The organism is Collinsella aerofaciens (assembly GCF_015670795.1).
GTDB lineage: Bacteria > Actinomycetota > Coriobacteriia > Coriobacteriales > Coriobacteriaceae > Collinsella > Collinsella aerofaciens_Q.
This window is the reverse complement of sequence record NZ_JADPCJ010000013.1, coordinates 1-18,952: the sequence shown is the minus strand read 5'-3', so window position 1 is coordinate 18,952 and position 18,952 is coordinate 1. Positions and strand designations below refer to the sequence as shown.

General features: G+C 59.8%; 16 protein-coding genes. 10 read left to right on the top strand and 6 right to left on the bottom strand.

Going from position 1 to position 18,952, the window contains the following annotated elements; genetic code table 11:
* Position 1: 1 nt before the first annotated feature.
* Positions 2–1,105 (bottom strand): glycosyltransferase family 2 protein, encoded by a 1,104-nt coding sequence (locus I4W09_RS05320; protein WP_196032591.1) that lies wholly within the window; start codon positions 1,103–1,105, stop codon positions 2–4.
* Positions 1,106–1,361: 256 nt separating this feature from the next.
* Here I4W09_RS05320 and I4W09_RS05315 point away from each other — a divergent pair, with 256 nt between their 5' ends.
* Positions 1,362–2,384 (top strand): glycosyltransferase, encoded by a 1,023-nt coding sequence (locus I4W09_RS05315; RefSeq protein ID WP_196032588.1) that lies wholly within the window; start codon positions 1,362–1,364, stop codon positions 2,382–2,384.
* 17 nt (positions 2,385–2,401) lie between these two features.
* Here I4W09_RS05315 and I4W09_RS05310 read toward each other — a convergent pair whose 3' ends face one another.
* From I4W09_RS05310 to I4W09_RS05300, 3 genes are all read right to left on the bottom strand, one after another.
* Positions 2,402–4,201: an AAA family ATPase gene (locus I4W09_RS05310; protein ID WP_196032585.1), complete on the bottom strand. Its 1,800-nt coding sequence runs from the start codon at positions 4,199–4,201 to the stop codon at positions 2,402–2,404.
* 201 nt (positions 4,202–4,402) lie between these two features.
* Entirely contained in the window at positions 4,403–6,220 is a 1,818-nt protein-coding gene (locus tag I4W09_RS05305; RefSeq protein ID WP_196032582.1) for a VgrG-related protein, read from the bottom strand.
* Between the two features lie 139 nt (positions 6,221–6,359).
* On the bottom strand, positions 6,360–6,791 hold the full coding sequence (locus I4W09_RS05300) for an RrF2 family transcriptional regulator (RefSeq protein WP_117770222.1): 432 nt from the start codon (positions 6,789–6,791) through the stop codon (positions 6,360–6,362).
* Positions 6,792–7,009: 218 nt separating this feature from the next.
* Between I4W09_RS05300 and sufC the strand changes: the two genes are divergently transcribed.
* From sufC to sufU, 5 genes are read left to right on the top strand one after another with little or no spacing between them, the layout of a single operon-like run.
* Positions 7,010–7,810 (top strand): Fe-S cluster assembly ATPase SufC, encoded by an 801-nt coding sequence (gene sufC / locus I4W09_RS05295; protein ID WP_196032579.1) that lies wholly within the window; start codon positions 7,010–7,012, stop codon positions 7,808–7,810.
* Positions 7,811–7,822: 12 nt separating this feature from the next.
* A complete protein-coding gene (sufB, locus tag I4W09_RS05290; protein WP_196032576.1) occupies positions 7,823–9,235 on the top strand; it encodes a Fe-S cluster assembly protein SufB in 1,413 nt (470 codons plus the stop codon).
* Positions 9,235–10,506, top strand: coding sequence for a SufB/SufD family protein (locus tag I4W09_RS05285; RefSeq protein WP_196032573.1), 1,272 nt, complete (start codon positions 9,235–9,237; stop codon positions 10,504–10,506). The genes sufB and I4W09_RS05285 overlap by 1 nt, the downstream gene beginning before the upstream one ends.
* Positions 10,503–11,828: an aminotransferase class V-fold PLP-dependent enzyme gene (locus tag I4W09_RS05280; protein WP_230318691.1), complete on the top strand. Its 1,326-nt coding sequence runs from the start codon at positions 10,503–10,505 to the stop codon at positions 11,826–11,828. Before I4W09_RS05285 ends, I4W09_RS05280 begins: the two co-directional genes overlap by 4 nt.
* On the top strand, positions 11,821–12,255 hold the full coding sequence (gene sufU, locus I4W09_RS05275; protein WP_055286548.1) for a Fe-S cluster assembly sulfur transfer protein SufU: 435 nt from the start codon (positions 11,821–11,823) through the stop codon (positions 12,253–12,255). The genes I4W09_RS05280 and sufU overlap by 8 nt, the downstream gene beginning before the upstream one ends.
* A gap of 78 nt (positions 12,256–12,333) precedes the next feature.
* On the opposite strand, the gene I4W09_RS05270 is transcribed toward sufU, so the two are convergent.
* Complete coding sequence (locus tag I4W09_RS05270; protein WP_196032570.1) at positions 12,334–13,143, bottom strand: transposase; 810 nt, start codon at positions 13,141–13,143, stop codon at positions 12,334–12,336.
* Positions 13,144–13,546: 403 nt separating this feature from the next.
* On the opposite strand from I4W09_RS05270, the gene I4W09_RS05265 reads away from it, so the two are divergent.
* The 4 genes from I4W09_RS05265 (at position 13,547) to dinD (ending at position 18,109) form a co-directional block, all read left to right on the top strand.
* Entirely contained in the window at positions 13,547–14,281 is a 735-nt protein-coding gene (locus I4W09_RS05265) for an iron-sulfur cluster assembly scaffold protein (RefSeq protein ID WP_117816822.1), read from the top strand.
* 18 nt (positions 14,282–14,299) lie between these two features.
* Complete coding sequence (locus I4W09_RS05260) at positions 14,300–15,304, top strand: GGGtGRT protein (RefSeq protein WP_006235553.1); 1,005 nt, start codon at positions 14,300–14,302, stop codon at positions 15,302–15,304.
* Positions 15,305–15,560: 256 nt separating this feature from the next.
* A complete protein-coding gene (locus I4W09_RS05255) occupies positions 15,561–17,087 on the top strand; it encodes an FAD-dependent oxidoreductase (protein WP_196032567.1) in 1,527 nt (508 codons plus the stop codon).
* Between the two features lie 161 nt (positions 17,088–17,248).
* Positions 17,249–18,109 carry a DNA damage-inducible protein D gene (dinD, locus tag I4W09_RS05250; protein WP_196032564.1) on the top strand — a complete coding sequence of 287 codons (861 nt, stop codon included), beginning with the start codon at positions 17,249–17,251 and terminating at the stop codon, positions 18,107–18,109.
* A gap of 665 nt (positions 18,110–18,774) precedes the next feature.
* On the opposite strand, the gene I4W09_RS10530 is transcribed toward dinD, so the two are convergent.
* Entirely contained in the window at positions 18,775–18,945 is a 171-nt protein-coding gene (locus tag I4W09_RS10530) for an IS3 family transposase (protein ID WP_271756774.1), read from the bottom strand.
* Positions 18,946–18,952: the final 7 nt, after the last annotated feature.

Here is an 18,952-nt window from a genome sequence, read left to right as displayed (position 1 = left end):
CCTACCCCCTCAGCGATTCGATGAGGAAAGCGGCGACCACGCCTGGGCCTCCAACCGAGGCGTAATACTTAGCACGCCCCAAGGCACCATCCGTCGCAAAGCTCGGATGTTCGTCAACCCAGCCCTCAGGATCTTTGAGGATGGCAGCGAGGTTCGCGCGCTTCCACGGCTTGAGGTCGTCAAGCGAAAACTCCCCCGCGTCCAAGGCCGCCTGAAATTCCTTGGCCATCTGAACCAGGAACTCCTTATAGAACTTAGGCGCCAGGCGCACGTAGTTCCACATGTACGAATCGTACTTAATGAGCTGATTGAACATGAGCATGCGCGCGACGTCATCACTTGCGTGGTCGCGGGCATAATCCTCTCGAATCCAACGCTCAATCTCGGCATACTCGGTATTGACGCAAAAGACCTTAGCCGAAGAATTGACCGAGGAATTCTCGTTGTCCTGGCGATACGACAACACGGCATCATGCAGATAAACAGCCTTATCTGCGCACGCGATCACCTTAAAGGCGAATGACGTGTCCTGAAAGGATGCCCCCGGAGTCGGCAGGAACTTAATGCCGTTGCGCTCAAGAAAATCGCGACGGTACACGGCCGACCAAATCGACGGCTTTTGCTTAAAGAACTGTGTCGTATCGCTCGGGTGCACCGGCTTGCCGCAATCCCGAGGTCTAAACATCTCGTGTAGCGAACGGCGCTCCTCGGGCTTAGACCAGTAGAAATCAAAGTTCGCCTTCGCAAAGTCGGCATTATTGGTATCGGCGGCCGAGACAAGCTTTTCGAGTGCGTCGGACGCCATAAAGTCATCGGACTCCAAGATACCAACGTACTTGCCACGCGCCATCTCCAGACCGTGGTTCATCGAGTCGCCGTAGCCGCTGTTGGCTTTGTCAATCATCTTGACGCGCCCATCGCGCTCCATATACTCGCGGATAATCGCCGGCGAGTTGTCGGTCGACCCGTCGTTAATGCAAATGATCTCAATATCCTTGAGCGTCTGCGCCAGGGCGGAATCGAGACACTCGCGCAGGTAGCGCTGAACATTGTAAATGGGAATAAGCAGCGACAGAACAGGGCTGCCAGAGGCGTTAGTAGACAAATGTGCTCCTTAGGAAATACCTGTCGTTTCATGGTATCAAAGGGTCAGCGTGCCAGCGGGCGTTTATATAATCTATGGAGCCTCTTGCGGGCAAAGCAGCCCCACGTCATGCGGCGGGCCCATGGCAGGTTCCTGCGTTTTATTCAAAGCTTGCCGCTAAGGTGCGCCGAGCCTTTACAATAGGACAGTCCCAAGGACGTATTCGATAGCTTCCGTGCAGCGCTCGCCCGCCGCGCGTGAAAGGATATATTGCCCCATGCCTTCAACCCTTCCCGCTCCCATCGATAAGCTCGCCATCGTCGTCGTTACGTACAAGCGCCAGGAACTCCTGGCCAACTTGTTCGACTCTATGACCGAGCTCACGGCAACGCCCTGGCGCATCGTGATTGTCGATAACGAGAATTCGCGCGAGACCGAGGCCATGTGCACCGCATTCAACGAGCGCCTGGCCAACCTGTGGGGCATCGACACCGAGCAGCCCGACGCGCAGGGCGGCACCGACCGTGTCATCTACGCCCCGCAGCTCGAAAACGGCGGCGGTGCGGGCGGCTTCTCCGCCGGCACCAAATGCGCCTACGACCTGGGCGCCCAGTGGTTCTGGGTGATGGACGACGACGTGCTCGTCATCCCCGAAGGCATCGAGCGTCTTGCCAAGTGGACCGACCGCTACGATGTCATCCAGGGTTCGCGCCTGGACTTTGACGGCGGCGCTTTCTTTTGGCAGTACCAGCTCATCCTTTCGCTCGGCATCCCTAACCCCATCGCCAAGTGGGATCTGGGTCCCGAGGGCTACCGCGCCATGAACCAGCTGTGCTTTGAGGGCGGCATGTTCTCGCGCCGCGTGGTCGACAAGATTGGCCTGCCCGACGCGCGCTTCTTTATCTACGGCGACGATGCCTGCTATGGCTACGTGGCCAGCCAGCACTTCCCCGCCGCCGTTGTTGCCGACGTGGTGCTCAAGCGCGCCCGCGCCGTCTCTAACTGGGACATCGCCGGCAAACGACAGCTCAACTCCACGAGCGACACCAACCGCTACTACATCATGCGCAACCGAGGCTTCCTCGCTCGCTATATGCAGATCTACGGTGACTACCACCCCATGCTGTTCCGCTTGGGCAATGCCGCAACCTTCTGCAAGGAATTCATTCGCCTGGCCGCGGTCGACAAATGCTTTAAGACCGGCATTCCGGCGCTGCGCCGCGGCATGAAGGATGCCCGCAAGATCATCAAGGATCCCGACTGGAAGCCCATGCCGCCCATGAAGGACGCGGAACAGTAAAGGGCTTTCGCCATCCCCTACAACCGTTGGCACACCACGGACACACGCTGCCCGTCAAAGCCAAAGCCCCAGCGCATCCGCCCGACGGCGGGGCGTGGCACGCGAATATCATCGATGCCGTTGCGCTCGATTTCGAGCAGCGCCTGAACCGCTAACAGTTCTAGGCCCAGGGCATCGACGCCAGGGTCGTACATCATGTTGATCGTTATCAGCGGGCGCTCGTCGAGTATGCCGAGCGTGTCGGCCACGTCAAACACCCGACCGGTGGGAATCACCTGGATATCCCAGCGATCCGAAACGCCACTTCGCTTGGAGCTGGGATTGCAATAGCCGGGCAGTCCAAAGCAGAGCCCCTGCAGCGCCAGATGATAGGCTGTCGGCATATCTGATTGGCCCACATCGATGCCCAGATCGCCGATAGCACAGCTCAAAGCTTGCTTTACAGCGTCCTCGTCTCCACGACACAGCCCGTCATGGAACGAGTCGATAACTCGAACGTCCTCAACGGCGCACTCAAACCATTCCAGAATTACAAGACGGAGCGCCTGACGTACTTCGTTGTTAGGCAGACGCAGGGAACGAAGGCGCACGCCGTCCTCCGAATGCCCCGTCATGTCCGTGGTAAGGAATCCAGACAGATACAGCGCAGTCCAGATATCTTCGGGCTTGGCGGCATCGGCCTCCTCGGCATGCACATGCACCGACGCCTCAATAAACCCATGCGGCTCAAGCAAATCGAACAATGCGGACAGGCGCATGAGATTCCAGTCACCGACGTATGCGCTCAGACGATCGGCGCAACCATACAGATCTGTCCGAACGGGCGCGACGCAACCGCGATGTGCGTAGTCCACCACACGCTCCGGGATCGAACAATAAAAACCACCAAACAGATAACCCTCGAGCCACTCACGCGCGTCATCCAGACAGCCGTTGCGACCGATGCGATCCAACAGTACCTGGACTTCGTCGTCCGAAAAACCGAACCATCGATCACACCAACTCGACAGCGGCGTCGCCGACCGATAGGAAACCCCACGTTGGGACAACGCAAACTCGGCAGGACCGGGGCGCTCGCCCATAAGGCACGTCAATCGCAACAAATCGCCGGCGTCGGCAATGGTGTCGAACAACATCCGGCTGAGCGACTCTAGGGAATCCATGCTACCGTAGTCCTTAGTGTCCAAACGCTTTGGACATACCGCGTCGTAGTCGTCTATCAGAAGAACAACCTGCTCATCGAAAGCTGTCTGGAGCAGCTTAATAAGCACGCCTAGCGCCGCATCGATCTCTCTATCGCTGGCCACCCCACGCGCCGCCCTCTCGATAAGACGAACCTCACGTCTTGACAGATCAGGCGCGGCAAGCAGCGGCAGCAATCGGGCGCACTCGTGCGCGACGGCGCTGCGAATAGCCGCCGCAGCATCAGCGTCGCGCCTCACAGCGACAGCTGAAAAGTCGAGCATGATGACCGGATAACACGCGTACTCATCACGATAGCGACCGCCGCCCGCCTGCCAAATCTGGGTGCAGACGAACGGGCTTCGATCCGGCCGCCGGTGATCAGGTCGTTCCAAATAGCATTTGAGCATCGACAAGTTCATGCTCTTGCCAAAACCCTTGGGTCGGCAGCAAAACGCGACGGATGCCTCACAATCCAACATATCGGCAATAAACATGGTCTTATCGACGAGTAAATACCGATTGATTGCATCGGAAAAGTCGTGAACATCAACCGGTAGAGCTGCGTTATCCGCATGATTGAGCAACCGCGCACCAAACGCATGAGTAAAACCACAATTCACCTGTTCAGACACCGTAAACCCTCCCTCTAACGCAGCACGATGCCTATTGTAACGAGCAGGCGGAGCGCAACAATATCGACCTGCAAAGGTTTCGGGCAACGGTAGCAACTGACGCCCCGAGGGGGCATAACAAATCGTTGCACAACAAAACGGGGCCCGATACATTCGCACCGGACCCCGTCCCGACTATTTAGTTATCTGGCAACTGAGAGCCTACTCCCCCGAGTCGTCCTCCCCAGAAGCCTTCTTCTGCTGATCGAGCTTATGCTTACCACTTACGATAGACGTAGCGCCCAGCGTGGCCAAGCTCGCGCTGGCAAGGCTCGCCATAACGATAAGGTCGCCCGTCTTGGGCATGTTACCGCCCGAAGTCTTAGTCGTTGTAGTGGTGGTTGTAGTGGTCACCGTCTTGGAGTCATTTTGCTCTTGGTTCTGGTTGTCGGTGTTGCCCTTACTGCTGTCCTCGCCCTGCTGCTTTCCGTCCTCGGTCTTGTCCTTGTTCTTGTCCTTCTCCTCAGATTCAGACTTCTTGTCCTCGTCCTTCTTCTGAGCGGACTTGTCGTCCTTCTCATCAGAGCTAGAACCCTTATCGGATTCAACCTTCTCGGAAGCCTTATCCTTGGAGTCGCCCTTTGCGGCTTCGGTCTTTTCCGTGGAAGCCTGATCAGAGTTGTCCTTGTTCTGGGCCGAGCCGTTATTGACGCCAGCCATCAGCGAAGAACCCAGCGTAGAACCAAGCTGCTCGGAGAAAGAAGGCTTCTTGTCCGGCGAAGCAACGGGAGCGTCCGGCGCCTTATTCGAGTCGTCCTTGGAAGCATCGGAATCAGGGGTTGCGTCAGAGCCAGAGCCGTTGTTAGAGCCGGTGTCAACGGACGAATCGCTCGAGCCGGTGGATGAGTTAGAGGTGTCAGCGTCGGTCGAACCAGAAGCGTCGCTGTCCGTATTGCCGGCAGAGCTTGAAGACGAATCGCCCGCAGCAGAGCCGTTCGAATTGGAGCCGTTCGAGGTAGAGCCGTCGTTGGTAGTGCCACCAGCAGAGCCATTACCGTCAGCATCGGTCGAGGGCGCATCCATCCTGTCATCGTTGGCATCGTCACTCGAGTCGTCATTCGAATCAGGTGTCGGCGAGGGCGCCGGTGTAGGCTCGGGCTGCACGGGCGTCGCAGCGGCAGCGGCCTCGTCCTCGGCGATATAAGCCAAGCAGTCCTTCAGCTCATTCTTATAACGGTTCTTCCAGCCCTCATGATACTGGGGCTGGCTCGAATACTTGGTGGCGACATTGTTGACCACGCTATTGGAGAGCGCCGTCACAAACTCACGGTCAGTCATATCATTAGAAAGATTCGCCCAGCGGAAGAAGTCCCTGCAGCCACCGGTGCCGCACATGTTGGTAATGCTCCACACCATGCCCTTGACGCAATCGGCACGGCCCGAAATATCAATACCAAGGCCGCTCTTGAGCCACGCCTCGGTCACCGCATAGTACGAGTTGTACGCATAGGCATCTTGAAGTGCTGAGAACTCAACAGGATCGGTGTTGTACGCACCTTGGAAGGCATCCTGAGCGATACGGGCCAACTCGGTGAGCTGGCCGTTCTCGTACATGGCATTGCTCGTGTTGGAGATCTCGCTGCCGCGATCAATCGCATCCTTGAGCATGCTGTATTTTTCAGGGTTGTAGTTGTAGGCCTGCTTCATAAACGGGATGAGCGACCAACGGCGGTCGAACTGGTAATAGCCCAGCGCGTTATAGCCGTCGCCATACGAAAAGCCCTGGTTATAGTTGCCATGGCTCTCATATTTGGTGAAGTACTTCATCTCGGGAGTCACGTTGACAAACGAGACACCCTGGACCGACCTCAGCACGCCCGAGAAAGACTGCTGGGTGTAGAGACCCTTATCGATATCGGTGGCATCCGAGGCAACGCCTGGCGTGGGCTCCTCGGCAGCGGCGGGTGCCGGCGCGGAAACGGCGCCAAACGAAAGCGCCAGCGTCAGGCCCGCGACAATCGCAGAATGCTTGGGCTGCATAAGATCCTCCCTGCATTGGTGTAGTTAAAGTTCAGTTTGCAAAGATAAAAATAAGTATTGCAGCTCGCCCGTTGTTGCACAACAACCCCTCGGTAAACGGCAACAACCCTCCGCGAAATCTTAAGGAATTGCGCTCAACCTACAGCTTAATGTCAAAGTTGATCTCGGGGACGGCGGCCAAGTCGGCCAACGTCACGCCGTCGACGTACTTTTCGATCACGTCGTCCAGACCGCGCCAGAACTTGACGGTCGAGCACAGATCGCTGCGGGCGCAACTGTTGTCGATGCCGTCGCACGCCACCGGAGCCGTGCTGCCCTCGACGGCGCGCAGGATGTCGCCGGCACGCACCTCGGCCGGGTCCTTGGCCATCATGTAGCCGCCGCCCTTGCCGCGCACGCTCTTAAGCAGGCCCGCCTTCATAAGCGGACGAACCAGCTGCTCCAGATACTTTTGCGAGATATGCTCGCGGTCGGCAACCTCGCGCAGGGCAATCTTGCCCTCGGCGTCGCCCAGCGCCGCGATATAGATCATCAGTCGGAGGGCATAGCGGCCCTTAGAAGAAATGAGCATACCTACCCTCCCATCGTTACTGGGACAAAACCAGGCTTGTTTGCCCAAATCCTATGCACGCGGGGCAAACAAACCTGATTTTATGTCCCTCATCTAAAAAGTCGAGTGGATTAGTCGGGTTTTCCCTTGACTAACGCCGAACCCATAGTAACTTTATTCCGAGAAGATTCCTAGGGTTTAGTACACCTATGAGTACACCATATACAGAGAGGGACAGCATGAGCGCAAATCCGCTGCTTTCCATCGAAGGTCTGACCGCCTCCGTGGACGAGAAGACCATCCTCCACAACGTCAACCTCAACGTCGCCGCCGGCGAGACCCACGTTCTGATGGGACCCAACGGCGCCGGCAAGTCCACCCTCGGCCACCTGGTCATGGGCGACCCCGTTTACACGGTCAACGACGGCCGCATCGTCTTTGACGGCCAGGACATCACTGAGCTCACCACCGACAAGCGCTCGCGCGCCGGCCTGTTCCTAAGCTTCCAGGCCCCGGTCGAGATTCCGGGCGTGCCGCTGTCGAGCTTTTTGCGCGCCAGCATCGCCGGCCGCCCCGGCCTGGAGATGAAGGGCAAGGAGTTCCGCCGTCGCGTCAAGGAGCTCGCGGCCGAGCTCAACATGGATACCGCCTACTTCAACCGCGAGCTGGGCGTGGGCTTCTCGGGCGGCGAGAAAAAGAAGGTCGAAATGCTCCAGCTTCTGCTGCTGCAGCCCAAGCTGGCCATCCTGGACGAGACTGACTCCGGCCTGGACGTCGACGCCCTTTCCACCGTCAGTCATGGCATGGACGCCTACCGCAAGAGCTGCGACGGCTCCATGCTCATCATCACGCACAACACGCGCATCCTGGAGCACCTGAATGTCGACCGCGTCCACGTTATGGTCAAGGGCCACATCGTGCGCGAGGACGACGCCTCGCTGATCCCCTGGATCGACAAGAACGGCTTTGAGACCTTCGAGCGCGAGGCCGCCGAGCAGCGCGCCCAGGCCGAGGCCGCCGCTGCCGAGCAGCAGGCGTAAAGGGGCAACGCAATGAGCAAGAACCGCACCGAGGTCGCGGACATCGACCGCAGCCTCTACGACTTCACCTATAGCGAGGAGGGATTTGAGCGCCTCGACGCCGGCATCACGCCCGACATCGTGCGCGAGATCAGCGCCAAGAAGGACGAGCCGCAGTGGATGCTCGACCTGCGCTTAAAGTCCCTCGAGATTTTCAACCGCTTCCCGGATCCGACGTGGGGCCCCTCCATCGAGGGCTTGGACATGGACAACATCGTCACCTATGTCAAGCCCAACACCGACCAAAAGCACGACTGGGAGTCGGTGCCCGACGACATCAAGAACACCTTTGAGCGCCTGGGCATCCCCGAGGCCGAACGCAGCTACCTGGCAGGCGTCGGCGCGCAGTACGACTCCGAGCTCGTCTACCACAACATGCAGGACACCGCCTCCAAGATGGGCATCGTCTACTCTGGTATTGAGGAAGCCCTGCACGACCCGCAGTGGGAACCGCTCATCCACGAGAAGTTTATGACGCTCATCCCACCCACCGACCACAAATTTGCGGCCCTGCACGGCGCCGTATGGTCGGGCGGCTCGTTTGTCTACGTGCCCAAGGGCACCAAGTTGGACTTCCCGCTGCAGAGCTACTTCCGCCTTAACGCCAAGGGCGCCGGCCAGTTTGAGCACACGCTCATCATCGTCGAGGACGATGCCGACCTGCACTTTATCGAGGGTTGCTCCGCGCCCAAGTACAACGTGGCCAACCTCCACGCCGGCGCTGTCGAGCTTTTTGTGGGCAAGCGCGCGCACCTGCGCTACTCGACCATCGAGAACTGGTCCAAGAACATGTACAACCTCAACACCAAGCGTGCGCGCGTGGACGAGGACGGCGACATCGAGTGGATCAGTGGCTCCTTCGGCAGCCACGTGGGCTACCTCTACCCCATGAGCGTGCTCAACGGCCGCCGCGCCCGCTCGAGCTTTACCGGCATCACCTTTGCCGGCGCCGGCCAGAACCTAGATACCGGCTGCAAGGTCGTGCTCAACGCGCCCGATACCTCGGCAACCGTCGAGACCAAGGGCATCTCCAAGAGCGGCGGCATCCAGACCTTCCGCAGCTCCATCGTGGCCACGCCCAAGGCCGAGGGTTCCAAGGCAACCGTGAGCTGCCAGTCGCTCATGCTCGACGACCAGAGCCGCTCCGACACCATCCCCGCCATGGACATCCGCGCCAAGAATGTCGACATCGGCCACGAGGCCACCATCGGACGTATCGGCGACGACAAGGTGTTCTACCTGATGAGCCGCGGTATCTCGGAGGAAGAGGCCCGTACCATGATCGTCAACGGCTTTGCCAACCCGGTCTCCAAGGAGCTGCCGTTGGAGTACGCCGTCGAGATGAACAACCTGATCAAGCTCGAGATGGAAGGAGCGATCGGATAATGAACCAGACCACGAACACCGCTGCTACCACCCTTGAGCAGGTCAATGCGATGCCAGCTGCCACTTGGGGTTGGCTGAAGATGAATCAGACCAAGCTCGAGCTCTCTGACGAGCTTGCCGCCGCTCCCACCGGGGCCGTTGAGGTCGAGGGCTTGGACGAGCAGTTTACCGGCATGGCAGACGCGTTCGACGCCGCCATGGACGCCATGGCCGAGCGCTTCCCCGGGCGCCGCGCCTCCGCCCCCGGCGACGCCGCCGACCGCGCCCGCATCACGCCCGAGACCGAGCTCGACGTGCCCGCCACCTCCATCTACCAGGCCGGTGCCATCAAGCTCGAGGAGGAGCTCTCCCCTGCTGAGGCCTTTGAGACCGGCATGGGCGAGGCTGCTTACGCCTATCTGGTCGACCACGCCACCAAGCGCATCGTCATCGATGTGCCCACATACAAGCACGCCACGGTTACCGTGCACGTGAGCGGTGTCGATGCCGCCGCGGCCATCGCCGCCGTCGACGTCGTCGCTCGTCCCCAGTCGACGCTCGATCTGCAGGTCGCCCTAGACTCCCCCGTTACCGGCGAGGGTGTCGTGGGCTCCGTGCTACGCGTGTGCGCTCACGAGTACGCCACCGTCAACGTGACCTGCACGCAGACGCTCGACGATAGCTGGATCGCGCTCGACGACACCGGCCTGTTCCTGGACGAGGGCGCGCGCGTCAACGTGCAGCACACCGTCCTGGGTGCCGGCGCCAGCGCCACCGGCCTTGCCGGCGACCTGCTGGGCGATACCGCCAAGGTCACCATCGATACTGACTACCTGGGCGCCCGCGAGCAGGTGCGCGACTTTAACTACGAGCTGCGCCACCGCGGTCGCAAGACCGAGTGCGAGATCGACGCCAACGGCGTGCTGACCGGCACGTCCAAGAAGGTCTACCGCGGCACCATCGACCTCGTGCACGGTTGCAAGGGTGCAACCGGCACCGAGCGCGAGACGGTGCTTTTGGCCAACAAGGGCGTCGACAACAAGACCGTCCCCGTCATTCTCTGCGACGAGGACGACGTCGCCGGCAACCACGGAGCCACCATCGGCCACGTCCGCGACGAGCAGCTGTTCTATCTCGCCTGCCGCGGCCTTGACCAAAATGCCGCCGAGGACCTGTTCATCCGCGCCAAGCTGGAGGACGCCGCGCTTTCCGCGACCGACGAGCGCACCCGCGCCGCCGTCGTCCGCTTGGGCAACAACCTGATCGACAACTTTGAAGAGGAGCTCGCATGATCGACACCGAGCACGTTAAATGCGATACCTGCACTGCCCCCGAGCCCATGGAGCTCGACGCCAGCGACGAGGCTTCGCGCGGCTGGCCCACCGTAGACATCGAGACCAACCCCTACAAGGCGCAGTTCCCGCTCTTCCAGCAGCACCCCGAGATCGCCTTCCTCGATAGCGCCGCCACCGCGCAGCGCCCTGCCTGTGTGCTCGACGCCGAGCGCGACTTCTATCAGCGCATGAACGCCAACCCCCTGCGCGGCCTGTACTCGCTGTCCGTCGAGGCAACCGACGCCATCGCGAAGGTCCGCCAGCAGATCGCCGACCTCATCGGCGCCTCACAGGCCAACGAGGTCGTCTTCACCCGCAACACGAGCGAGTCGCTCAACCTGGTCGCCAAGAGCTTTGCACCCACGGTGCTCGAGCCCGGTGACGAGGTCGTCATCACCATCATGGAGCACCACTCCAACCTGATTCCGTGGCAGCAGGTCTGCCGCGAGACCGGCGCCAAGCTCGTCTACCTCTACCCCACCAAGACCGGTCAACTCACCACCGAGGAGGTTCTGTCCAAGGTGGGCCCCAAGACCAAAATCTTGGCCGTGGGTCAGGTGTCTAACGTGCTGGGCGTCGAGAACCCGGTCAAGAATCTCGGCAAGCTCGTGCACAAGTACGGCGGCTATCTGGTCGTCGACGGCGCGCAGTCGCTGCCGCACATGCCGGTCGATGTGGCCGATCTGGGCGCCGATTTCTTTGCCTTTAGCGCGCACAAGGCCATGGGCCCCATGGGCATCGGCGTGCTGTGGGGCAAGATGGACCTGCTCAACGCCATGCCGCCCATGCTCACCGGCGGCGAAATGATCGACTCTGTCACCGAGCAGGAAGCCGTCTGGGCGCCCGTCCCCGAGAAGTTCGAGGCCGGCACGCAGGACGCCGCCGGCATCTTCGCCACGGGCGCCGCCCTTGATTACCTGGTCAACACGGTGGGTTACGAGAACATCCAGGCCCGCGAGCAGGCACTCGTCCACTACCTGATGGGCGAGCTCATGCAGCTCGACTTTGTCCAGATCATCGGCTCCATCTATTGGGACAACCACCACGGCGTTGTGAGCTTTAACGTCAAGGGCATCCACCCGCACGACGTCGCGAGCATCATGGACATGGACGGCGTCTGCATTCGCGCCGGCCACCACTGTGCACAGCCGCTGCTCACCTGGCTGGGCGTCGAGAACCTCGCCTGCTGCCGCGCCAGCGTGGCCTTCTACAACGACAAGGCCGACATCGACAAGTTCATCGCCGGCCTACATCACGTTTGGAGCACGTTCAATGGGTAATCTGTACACCTCCACCACATTTATGGAGCACAACTCGCACCCCGACTATAAGTACGAGATGGATGCTCCCACGCACGAGCACGACGGCATCAACCCCAGCTGCGGCGACGAGCTCACCTTGCAGCTGCGCGTCGAGAACGGCGTGATCGAGGAGGCCTCCTTTACCGGCCACGGCTGCGCCATCAGTCAGGCCAGTGCCGACATCATGGCCGACCTCATCACCGGCGAGACCGTCGAGGAAGCTCACCGCCTGGCAGAGCTCTTCCTCGCCATGATCCGCGGCGAGCAGCTCTCCGAGGAGGACCTGGAAGACCTGGACGAGGCCGCCCAGCTCCAGGACATCTCGCACATGCCCGCCCGCGTCAAATGCGCCGAGCTCGCCTGGCGCACCCTCGACGGCATGCTCGAGGGGCAAAATAATCAGTAGTATTTATCCCAAATCTTAAGAATTTCGTTGGCCGAATCGCTTGACTAAGAGCGGTTCGGCCATTTTTCTTTTCTGCCTTTATTTCGATCCCTCGACCTGCGCGTCCACCTGAGCATAAGCGCGCACGATACGAGAGACGGTACTTTTGCCAATCCCGGTATACCGCTCAATCTGGCGCACCGTAAAGCCGGCATTGTTCAATCCAACAATAACGGTATCGCGCTGCGCCGGCGGTTCAGTTTTAACCCCATTGAGCGGAACCCCGAGGCTCTTCGCCAACTTGTCGGCAAAGGCGTGGCGTTCCCACTCTGTATCTTTCATATCGCACAGCGCCGGCTCGCTGCCGTCGGGCGTCGAAAGCGAATAGGCAATAAAGCCCTCGGCAGAACCAAAAAGTTCAAGCACGCAAGAAGGATCAGAAAATCCCCTCGCGGCATCGGCCGCATCACAGTCGTAAGAGCGTAGATGTTCCGCAAAGCTGCTCCAGGGATAACGCTCAATGAGACCGATGCCCGCCTCCTGCGGATCGGCGTGTACGGAGCGAATAGCCTCCATCACCTGCCAGTCGGTATCGAGCGAGCGCCGGTCAAAACGGTTCTGGAACAGATGCCCTGTGCGCCCCGTGCGTTTATTGAACCGCCGCGCGTACGTCAAAAGCAACCGGTGCATCGCCGCGCTCATCCTGTCCTCGTAATCTGTAAGCACCAAATGCACGTGATTGCCCATAAGGCACCAGGCGATAACCGTCACACCCTCCTCGCAGCAGCACTCGCGCATCAGCTCCAAAAACTCCCACCGGTCTTCATCGCCCTCAAAGATGAGCTGCCTGCCCGTACCGCGGGCACAGACATGGTAAAAGCCGGTAACCGTTCTCCAAACGCGCTGCATGGCGCTCCCTTCGCCGGGATCTGCTTGCCATCCAATACAGCACGATTGAAGCGTGCCATCAAAACATTCACGCAAAACAATACACTCGCGCGGCCAAAGGCAGAAATCAGGCGGCGAACGGCACCGTTGCAACAGGTCAACCCCCGCAATGCTTACAAGAGCTGACCAATAGCTTGCCCAAGACGGACCCCCTCTACGGAAGTTCGCGACCACAGAACATAGAGTTAAACCGTTTCAATTAAAACTTCCGGACTTCTCGCTACGAAAACTGAGCCGTTCGCCGAATATTCCGTGCATTTCGCGGTATTATAGGGGCTGCATGTCATGTCCCTTTCGAAGGGTCGCCCGGCAATCGCCAGCCACGACCCCCAGACGGGACGCCAACACGATAGAGAGGAGAGGCATGCAGTACTCACAGGAAGTGGAGAACATGTGCCCCGTTGCCAAGGGTGCATACCACGGCCCCGCACCCATCCCCGAGGAGGGCAAGTGGGTCCAGGCTAAGGAGATTACCGACATCTCCGGTCTTACGCACGGTGTGGGTTGGTGCGCACCTCAGCAGGGCGCCTGCAAGCTCACGCTGAACGTCAAGGACGGCATCATCGAGGAGGCCCTCGTTGAGACCATCGGCTGCTCGGGCATGACCCACTCTGCCGCCATGGCTTCCGAGATCCTTCCCGGTAAGACCATCCTCGAGGCCCTCAACACCGACCTCGTCTGCGACGCCATCAACGTTGCTATGCGCGAGATCTTCCTGCAGATCGTTTACGGCCGCAGCCAGACCGCGTTCTCCGAGGGCGGCCTGCCCGTGGGCGCCTCCCTCGACGACCTCGGCAAGGGCCTTCGCTCCCAGGTCGGCACCATGTTCGGCACCAAGGCCAAGGGCGCCCGTTACCTCGAGCTCGCTCAGGGCTACGTCACCCGCATGGCTCTCAACGACAAGAACGAGATCATCGCGTTCGAGTTCCTGAACCTCGGTAAGTTCACCGACGCCGTTAAGGCCGGCAAGACCCCCGAGGAGGCCATCGCTGGCGCTATGGGCCACTATGGTCAGTGGGAGAACGCTGCCAAGTACATCGACCCGCGCACCGACGAGGAGACTCACTCCGTCGCCAGCGTGTTCCCGGTTCACGAGTAGAAAGGGAGGGAAATAACTATGACTGTTACGTTCGAAGGTTACGAGCGCCGCGCTGACAAGATCAACAAGTGCCTCGCCGACAACGGCATCGCCTCCCTCGAGGAAGCTCTGCAGATCTGCACCGACAAGGGCTTCAACCCGCGTGAGATCGTCAACAACACCCAGTCCATCGCCTTCCAGAACGCCGAGTGGGCCTACACCCTCGGTTGCGCTCTCGCTGTCAAGCGTGGCGCCAAGTCCGCTTCTGAGGCTGCCGCCATCATCGGCGAGGGCATCCAGGCCTTCACCGTTCCCGGCTCCGTCGCCGAGGACCGCAAGGTCGGTCTGGGCCACGGCAACCTGGGCGCTATGCTGCTCTCCGACGACACCGAGTGCTTCGCCTTCCTGGCCGGTCACGAGTCCTTCGCTGCCGCTGAGGGTGCTATCGGCCTGGCTCTGAACGCCAACAAGGCTCGCAAGAAGCCGCTGCGCGTCATCCTCAACGGTCTGGGCAAGGACGCTGCTCAGATCATCGCCCGCATCAACGGCTTCACCTACGTGAAGACCCAGTTCGACTACTTCACGGGCGAGCTCAAGGTCGTCGAGACCATCCCCTACTCCGATGGTCCCCGCGCCGCCGTCAACTGCTACGGCGCCGACGACGTCCGCGAGGGCGTTGCCATCATGTGGCACGAGAACGTCGACATCTCGATCACCGGTAACTCCACCAACCCCACGCGCTTCCAGCACCCCGTCGCTGGCACCTACAAGAAGGAGCGCCTCGAGGCTGGCAAGAAGTACTTCTCCGTCGCTTCTGGTGGCGGCACTGGCCGTACCCTGCACCCGGACAACATGGGCGCCGGCCCTGCCTCTTACGGCATGACCGACACCATGGGCCGCATGCACTCCGACGCCCAGTTCGCCGGTTCTTCCTCCGTGCCTGCGCACGTCGACATGATGGGTCTCATCGGCATGGGCAACAACCCCATGGTCGGTGCCACCGTCGCCTGCGCTGTCGCCGTCGAAGAGGCCCTCAAGGCCTAATCGCGCCCGCGCGATGCTCAGATAGTTGAGCTTTGGAGCCGCTACCCACCTGGGTAGCGGCTCTTTTTGTTTGCGCTGGCGCAGGGTATCTAATGCCGATATATCAGCTGGGGCGAAATACGAGATGTGAAGAGATGGAGCGTCAGAGCGTCCATGACGCCCACCTGCCATATTTGCCCTTTACCGATTTGACGGGTCTTTGCGGCCCCATTGCCGATCACCCGTGCGACAATGCGCCGGACGAGAAAGGAATCCGATGGAATCGACTGATGTACTGGTAATTGGATCTGGCATTGCGGGCCTTTGTGCCGCCATCGAAGCGGCACGCACGGGTGCAACCGTCACTGTGGCAAGCGCCGGCAAGACCATGAGTGGATCGAGCTTCTTCCCGGGTACCTGGGGCCTCGGCCTCATCGGTCCCGTCGACGAAGACGACGAGCAGGACCTCATCGACACCATCCAGACCGTCGGCGGCGGTGTCGCCGACCCCGAACTCGTCCAAACGTTCGTCCACGGCATTCCCCAAGCGATTGACTGGCTCGAGCAAGACCTGGGCGTTGAGCTCCAGCGTCCGCAAAGCGCCAAGAGTGCTCAACAAAAGCAATTTATCCCCTGCTTTGACCACAAGACGCGCATGTGGCGCGGCCTCACCCGCAAGCCCCTTGAGGACGCTCTGACGACCTGGATCGAGTCGCTCGGCATTCGCCTGCTCCCCCGCCATGAGCTTATCGACCTTGTTGAGGACACGAACGGCAGAATAACCGGAACCGTACTCTACGACCTTACCGAAAATCGAATCGTGCCCTTTGCTGCCAAGGCCACGATCATCGCAGCCGGTGGCACAGGCGGCCTGTTCGAGCGCAGCCTTACGTCGGCTGATGTGCTCAGCTCCTCGCAGGCCATCGCACTGGCGCACGGCGCAACACTTACTAATATAGAGTTCATGCAGATGATGCCCGGCTTCATCGAGCCCAGGCGTAACTTGGTCTTCAACGAGAAAACCTGGCGCTACGTGCATGTAGACCAGCCGGTAGATATTGCCGACGACAAGCTGAACGACCTGCTCGAGCAGCGCTCTGGATATGGTCCCTTCACGTCACGCTTGGCCTCCCGCGCTATCGATCTCGTCATCGATCAGGCAGGTGTCGAAGGCCTGGCACTCCACTACGACTTCCCCCGCGAGGATGTCCCAGAGTTTGTGCAGACCTTTGCCACCTGGCTGCAAGACGAGCACGGCATCGCGCCGACCGACGAGATGCGCGTTGCGATGTATGCCCACGCCGCTAACGGCGGCATCAAGATCGATAAGACCGCGCACACGGGCGTTGAGGGCCTCTACGCTTGCGGCGAGGCGACAGGCGGCATGCACGGCGCCGACCGCATTGGTGGCTTGTCAAGCGCCAACGGCATCGTGTTCGGGCGCGTCGCGGGCGCATCGGCAGCCCTTGCAGCGCAGAAGGAGCCTGAGGCAGCCCTGAAGGCGGATATCACCCTCCCCCAGTACGGCATTGCCACAACAGATGCCGAACGCCTGACACACAGCCTTAGGCACACGATGAGCACCTATTGCATGATCAACAGGACCGAAACAGGCCTATCCGAGGCCCTGCAACAGCTTGAAAGCCTGCAAGACGAAGCCACGGCTCTAAATAAGCCACATGCCAACGACAGCGAAATCACTGCCCTCGCCCGCCTGCAATCGCAGATTCGACTAGCACAGGAAATGGTCAAAGCCATGCGCAAGCGAACCGAAAGTCTCGGGTCGCACTATCGAGCGGATTAAACCGGACACCTATCTAAAGCAGAACACAACCAATCGATATCCATGGGCCCCGTGAGCTCGAAGCAGCACGGGGCCCATTCGTGTCCGCACGACAGCGTATCCTTATTCTGAATACAGAGCGGGCAAAGCCCGCATAGAAAATAGACCAGCGAGGAGGAGATATGGACAGTAGAGATATCGAGAAGTGGCGTATCGAACTTGATAGCTACGCCAATGTGGAAGACGGCGTTGAGTATTGGCTCGCACGCGATTTAATGGAACCCATGGGGTACACTCGATGGGAGAACTTCGCCGAAGTTGTTAAGAGGGCAAAAGTCTCATGCGAAACAAACAAAACTCCAGTTGATTCCCATTTTCGTGACACCACGAAAATGGTAACTGCCGGTGTCGCCGCTCGCGCGGTTAAAGACTACAAACTTACGCGCTATGCATGCTATTTAATCGCGCAGAACGGAGATTCAAACAAGCCAGAGATCGCGCTCGCCCAGGCATACTTTGCCGTGCAGACGCGCCGCCAAGAGCTCATAGAGCAGCGCTTCGCAGAGATTCAGCGCTTGCAGGCGCGTCACTCGCTATCCGATTCAGAGAAACAGCTCTCGGGTATTGCGTTCAAACGCGGCGTGGACTCCAAAGGATTCGCGATCATCAAGTCGAAGGGCGATGAGGCGTTATTCGGCGGCAGAAGCACGGCGGAAATGAAGCAGCAGCTCGGCGTACCCAAGAGCGCGGCATTGGCGGACAGGTTAGCCGATGTCCTCATCAAAGCAAAGGACCTTACGAACTCGATGACGGCCTTCAACGCCGAGGAACACGACCTGTACGGCCTGGACCAGATCAAGCAAGAGCACGTCGAGAACAACACAAGCGTGCGTGGCAGCCTCATCGACCGCGGAATTGTCCCCGAGAACCTACCGCCTGCCGAGGATACAAAAAAGCTCGAGCGTCGCGTGAAGACAGACGAGAAGAAACTCAAGGAGGGTACTGACGGTTTTACCGATCCCCAGGGTAGGCTCGATCTGTGAAAGCGGCTGTGCCCTTTCGGGTTCGACCCCATGCGAGGTCAACAAAAAAGCGACCAGCCTGAGCCAGTCGCTTTAACGATCTTTGGGTGGGCCGTCAGGGGGTCAGCCTGCTGCGCAGGCGGTCGCTGCGGCGCTTTGCGCCTTGCGCGCTGCGCTGGCAAATGCTTACGCATTTCCTCAGCTCCGCGCCCCAACGGGTTCGACCCCATGCGAGGTCAACAAAAAAGCGACCAGCCTGAGCCAGTCGCTTTAACGATCTTTGGGTGGGCCGTCAGGGGGTCAGCCTGCTGCGCAGGCGGTCGCTGCGGCGCTTTGCGCCTTGCGCGCTGCGCTGGCAAATGCTTACGCATTTCCTCAGCTCCGCGCCCCAACGGGTTCGACCCCATGCGAGGTCAACAAAAAAGCGACCAGCCTGAGCCAGTCGCTTTAACGATCTTTGGGTGGGCCGTCAGGGGGTCGAACCCTGGACCTTGGGATTAAGAGTCTTGAACGTGATGTTATGGAGTGCCTTGTAGCAGCAAAATCGCAGGTAGTTATGTTTCCACACGCTCTCACCGCACTGAAACTGCATTGCAGAACGGATATTGACGGATATCTGGCAATGCATAAAGCCCCTCCCCGGCAGTGTGAACTGCACCCCAAAACTTGGACGGCTTAAATAAAAACTACGCCGCAAGGGACTGTCTCCGGAACTCCTCCGGGGTCAGTCCCTTCAGTTTAACCTGGCGCCTCCTCGTGTTCCAATGGACCACGAAGTCGTCGAGGTCCGCCTTGAAGGACTCGAAGTCCGGCCACGTCCTTCCGCGGAAGAACTCGTCCTTGATGTGGCCGAACACCTGCTCC

Excerpts from the sequence above, each read along its gene's own strand:
- I4W09_RS05315 (WP_196032588.1), top strand. The coding sequence starts at position 1,362 with ATGCCTTCAACCCTTCCCGCTCCCATCGATAAGCTCGCCATCGTCGTC.
- I4W09_RS05305 (WP_196032582.1), bottom strand. The coding sequence starts at position 6,220 with ATGCAGCCCAAGCATTCTGCGATTGTCGCGGGCCTGACGCTGGCGCTT.
- I4W09_RS05300 (WP_117770222.1), bottom strand. The coding sequence starts at position 6,791 with ATGCTCATTTCTTCTAAGGGCCGCTATGCCCTCCGACTGATGATCTAT.
- sufC (WP_196032579.1), top strand. The coding sequence starts at position 7,010 with ATGAGCGCAAATCCGCTGCTTTCCATCGAAGGTCTGACCGCCTCCGTG.
- sufB (WP_196032576.1), top strand. The coding sequence starts at position 7,823 with ATGAGCAAGAACCGCACCGAGGTCGCGGACATCGACCGCAGCCTCTAC.
- I4W09_RS05285 (WP_196032573.1), top strand. The coding sequence starts at position 9,235 with ATGAACCAGACCACGAACACCGCTGCTACCACCCTTGAGCAGGTCAAT.
- I4W09_RS05280 (WP_230318691.1), top strand. The coding sequence starts at position 10,503 with ATGATCGACACCGAGCACGTTAAATGCGATACCTGCACTGCCCCCGAG.
- sufU (WP_055286548.1), top strand. The coding sequence starts at position 11,821 with ATGGGTAATCTGTACACCTCCACCACATTTATGGAGCACAACTCGCAC.
- I4W09_RS05270 (WP_196032570.1), bottom strand. The coding sequence starts at position 13,143 with ATGCAGCGCGTTTGGAGAACGGTTACCGGCTTTTACCATGTCTGTGCC.
- I4W09_RS05265 (WP_117816822.1), top strand. The coding sequence starts at position 13,547 with ATGCAGTACTCACAGGAAGTGGAGAACATGTGCCCCGTTGCCAAGGGT.
- I4W09_RS05260 (WP_006235553.1), top strand. The coding sequence starts at position 14,300 with ATGACTGTTACGTTCGAAGGTTACGAGCGCCGCGCTGACAAGATCAAC.
- I4W09_RS05255 (WP_196032567.1), top strand. The coding sequence starts at position 15,561 with ATGGAATCGACTGATGTACTGGTAATTGGATCTGGCATTGCGGGCCTT.
- dinD (WP_196032564.1), top strand. The coding sequence starts at position 17,249 with ATGGACAGTAGAGATATCGAGAAGTGGCGTATCGAACTTGATAGCTAC.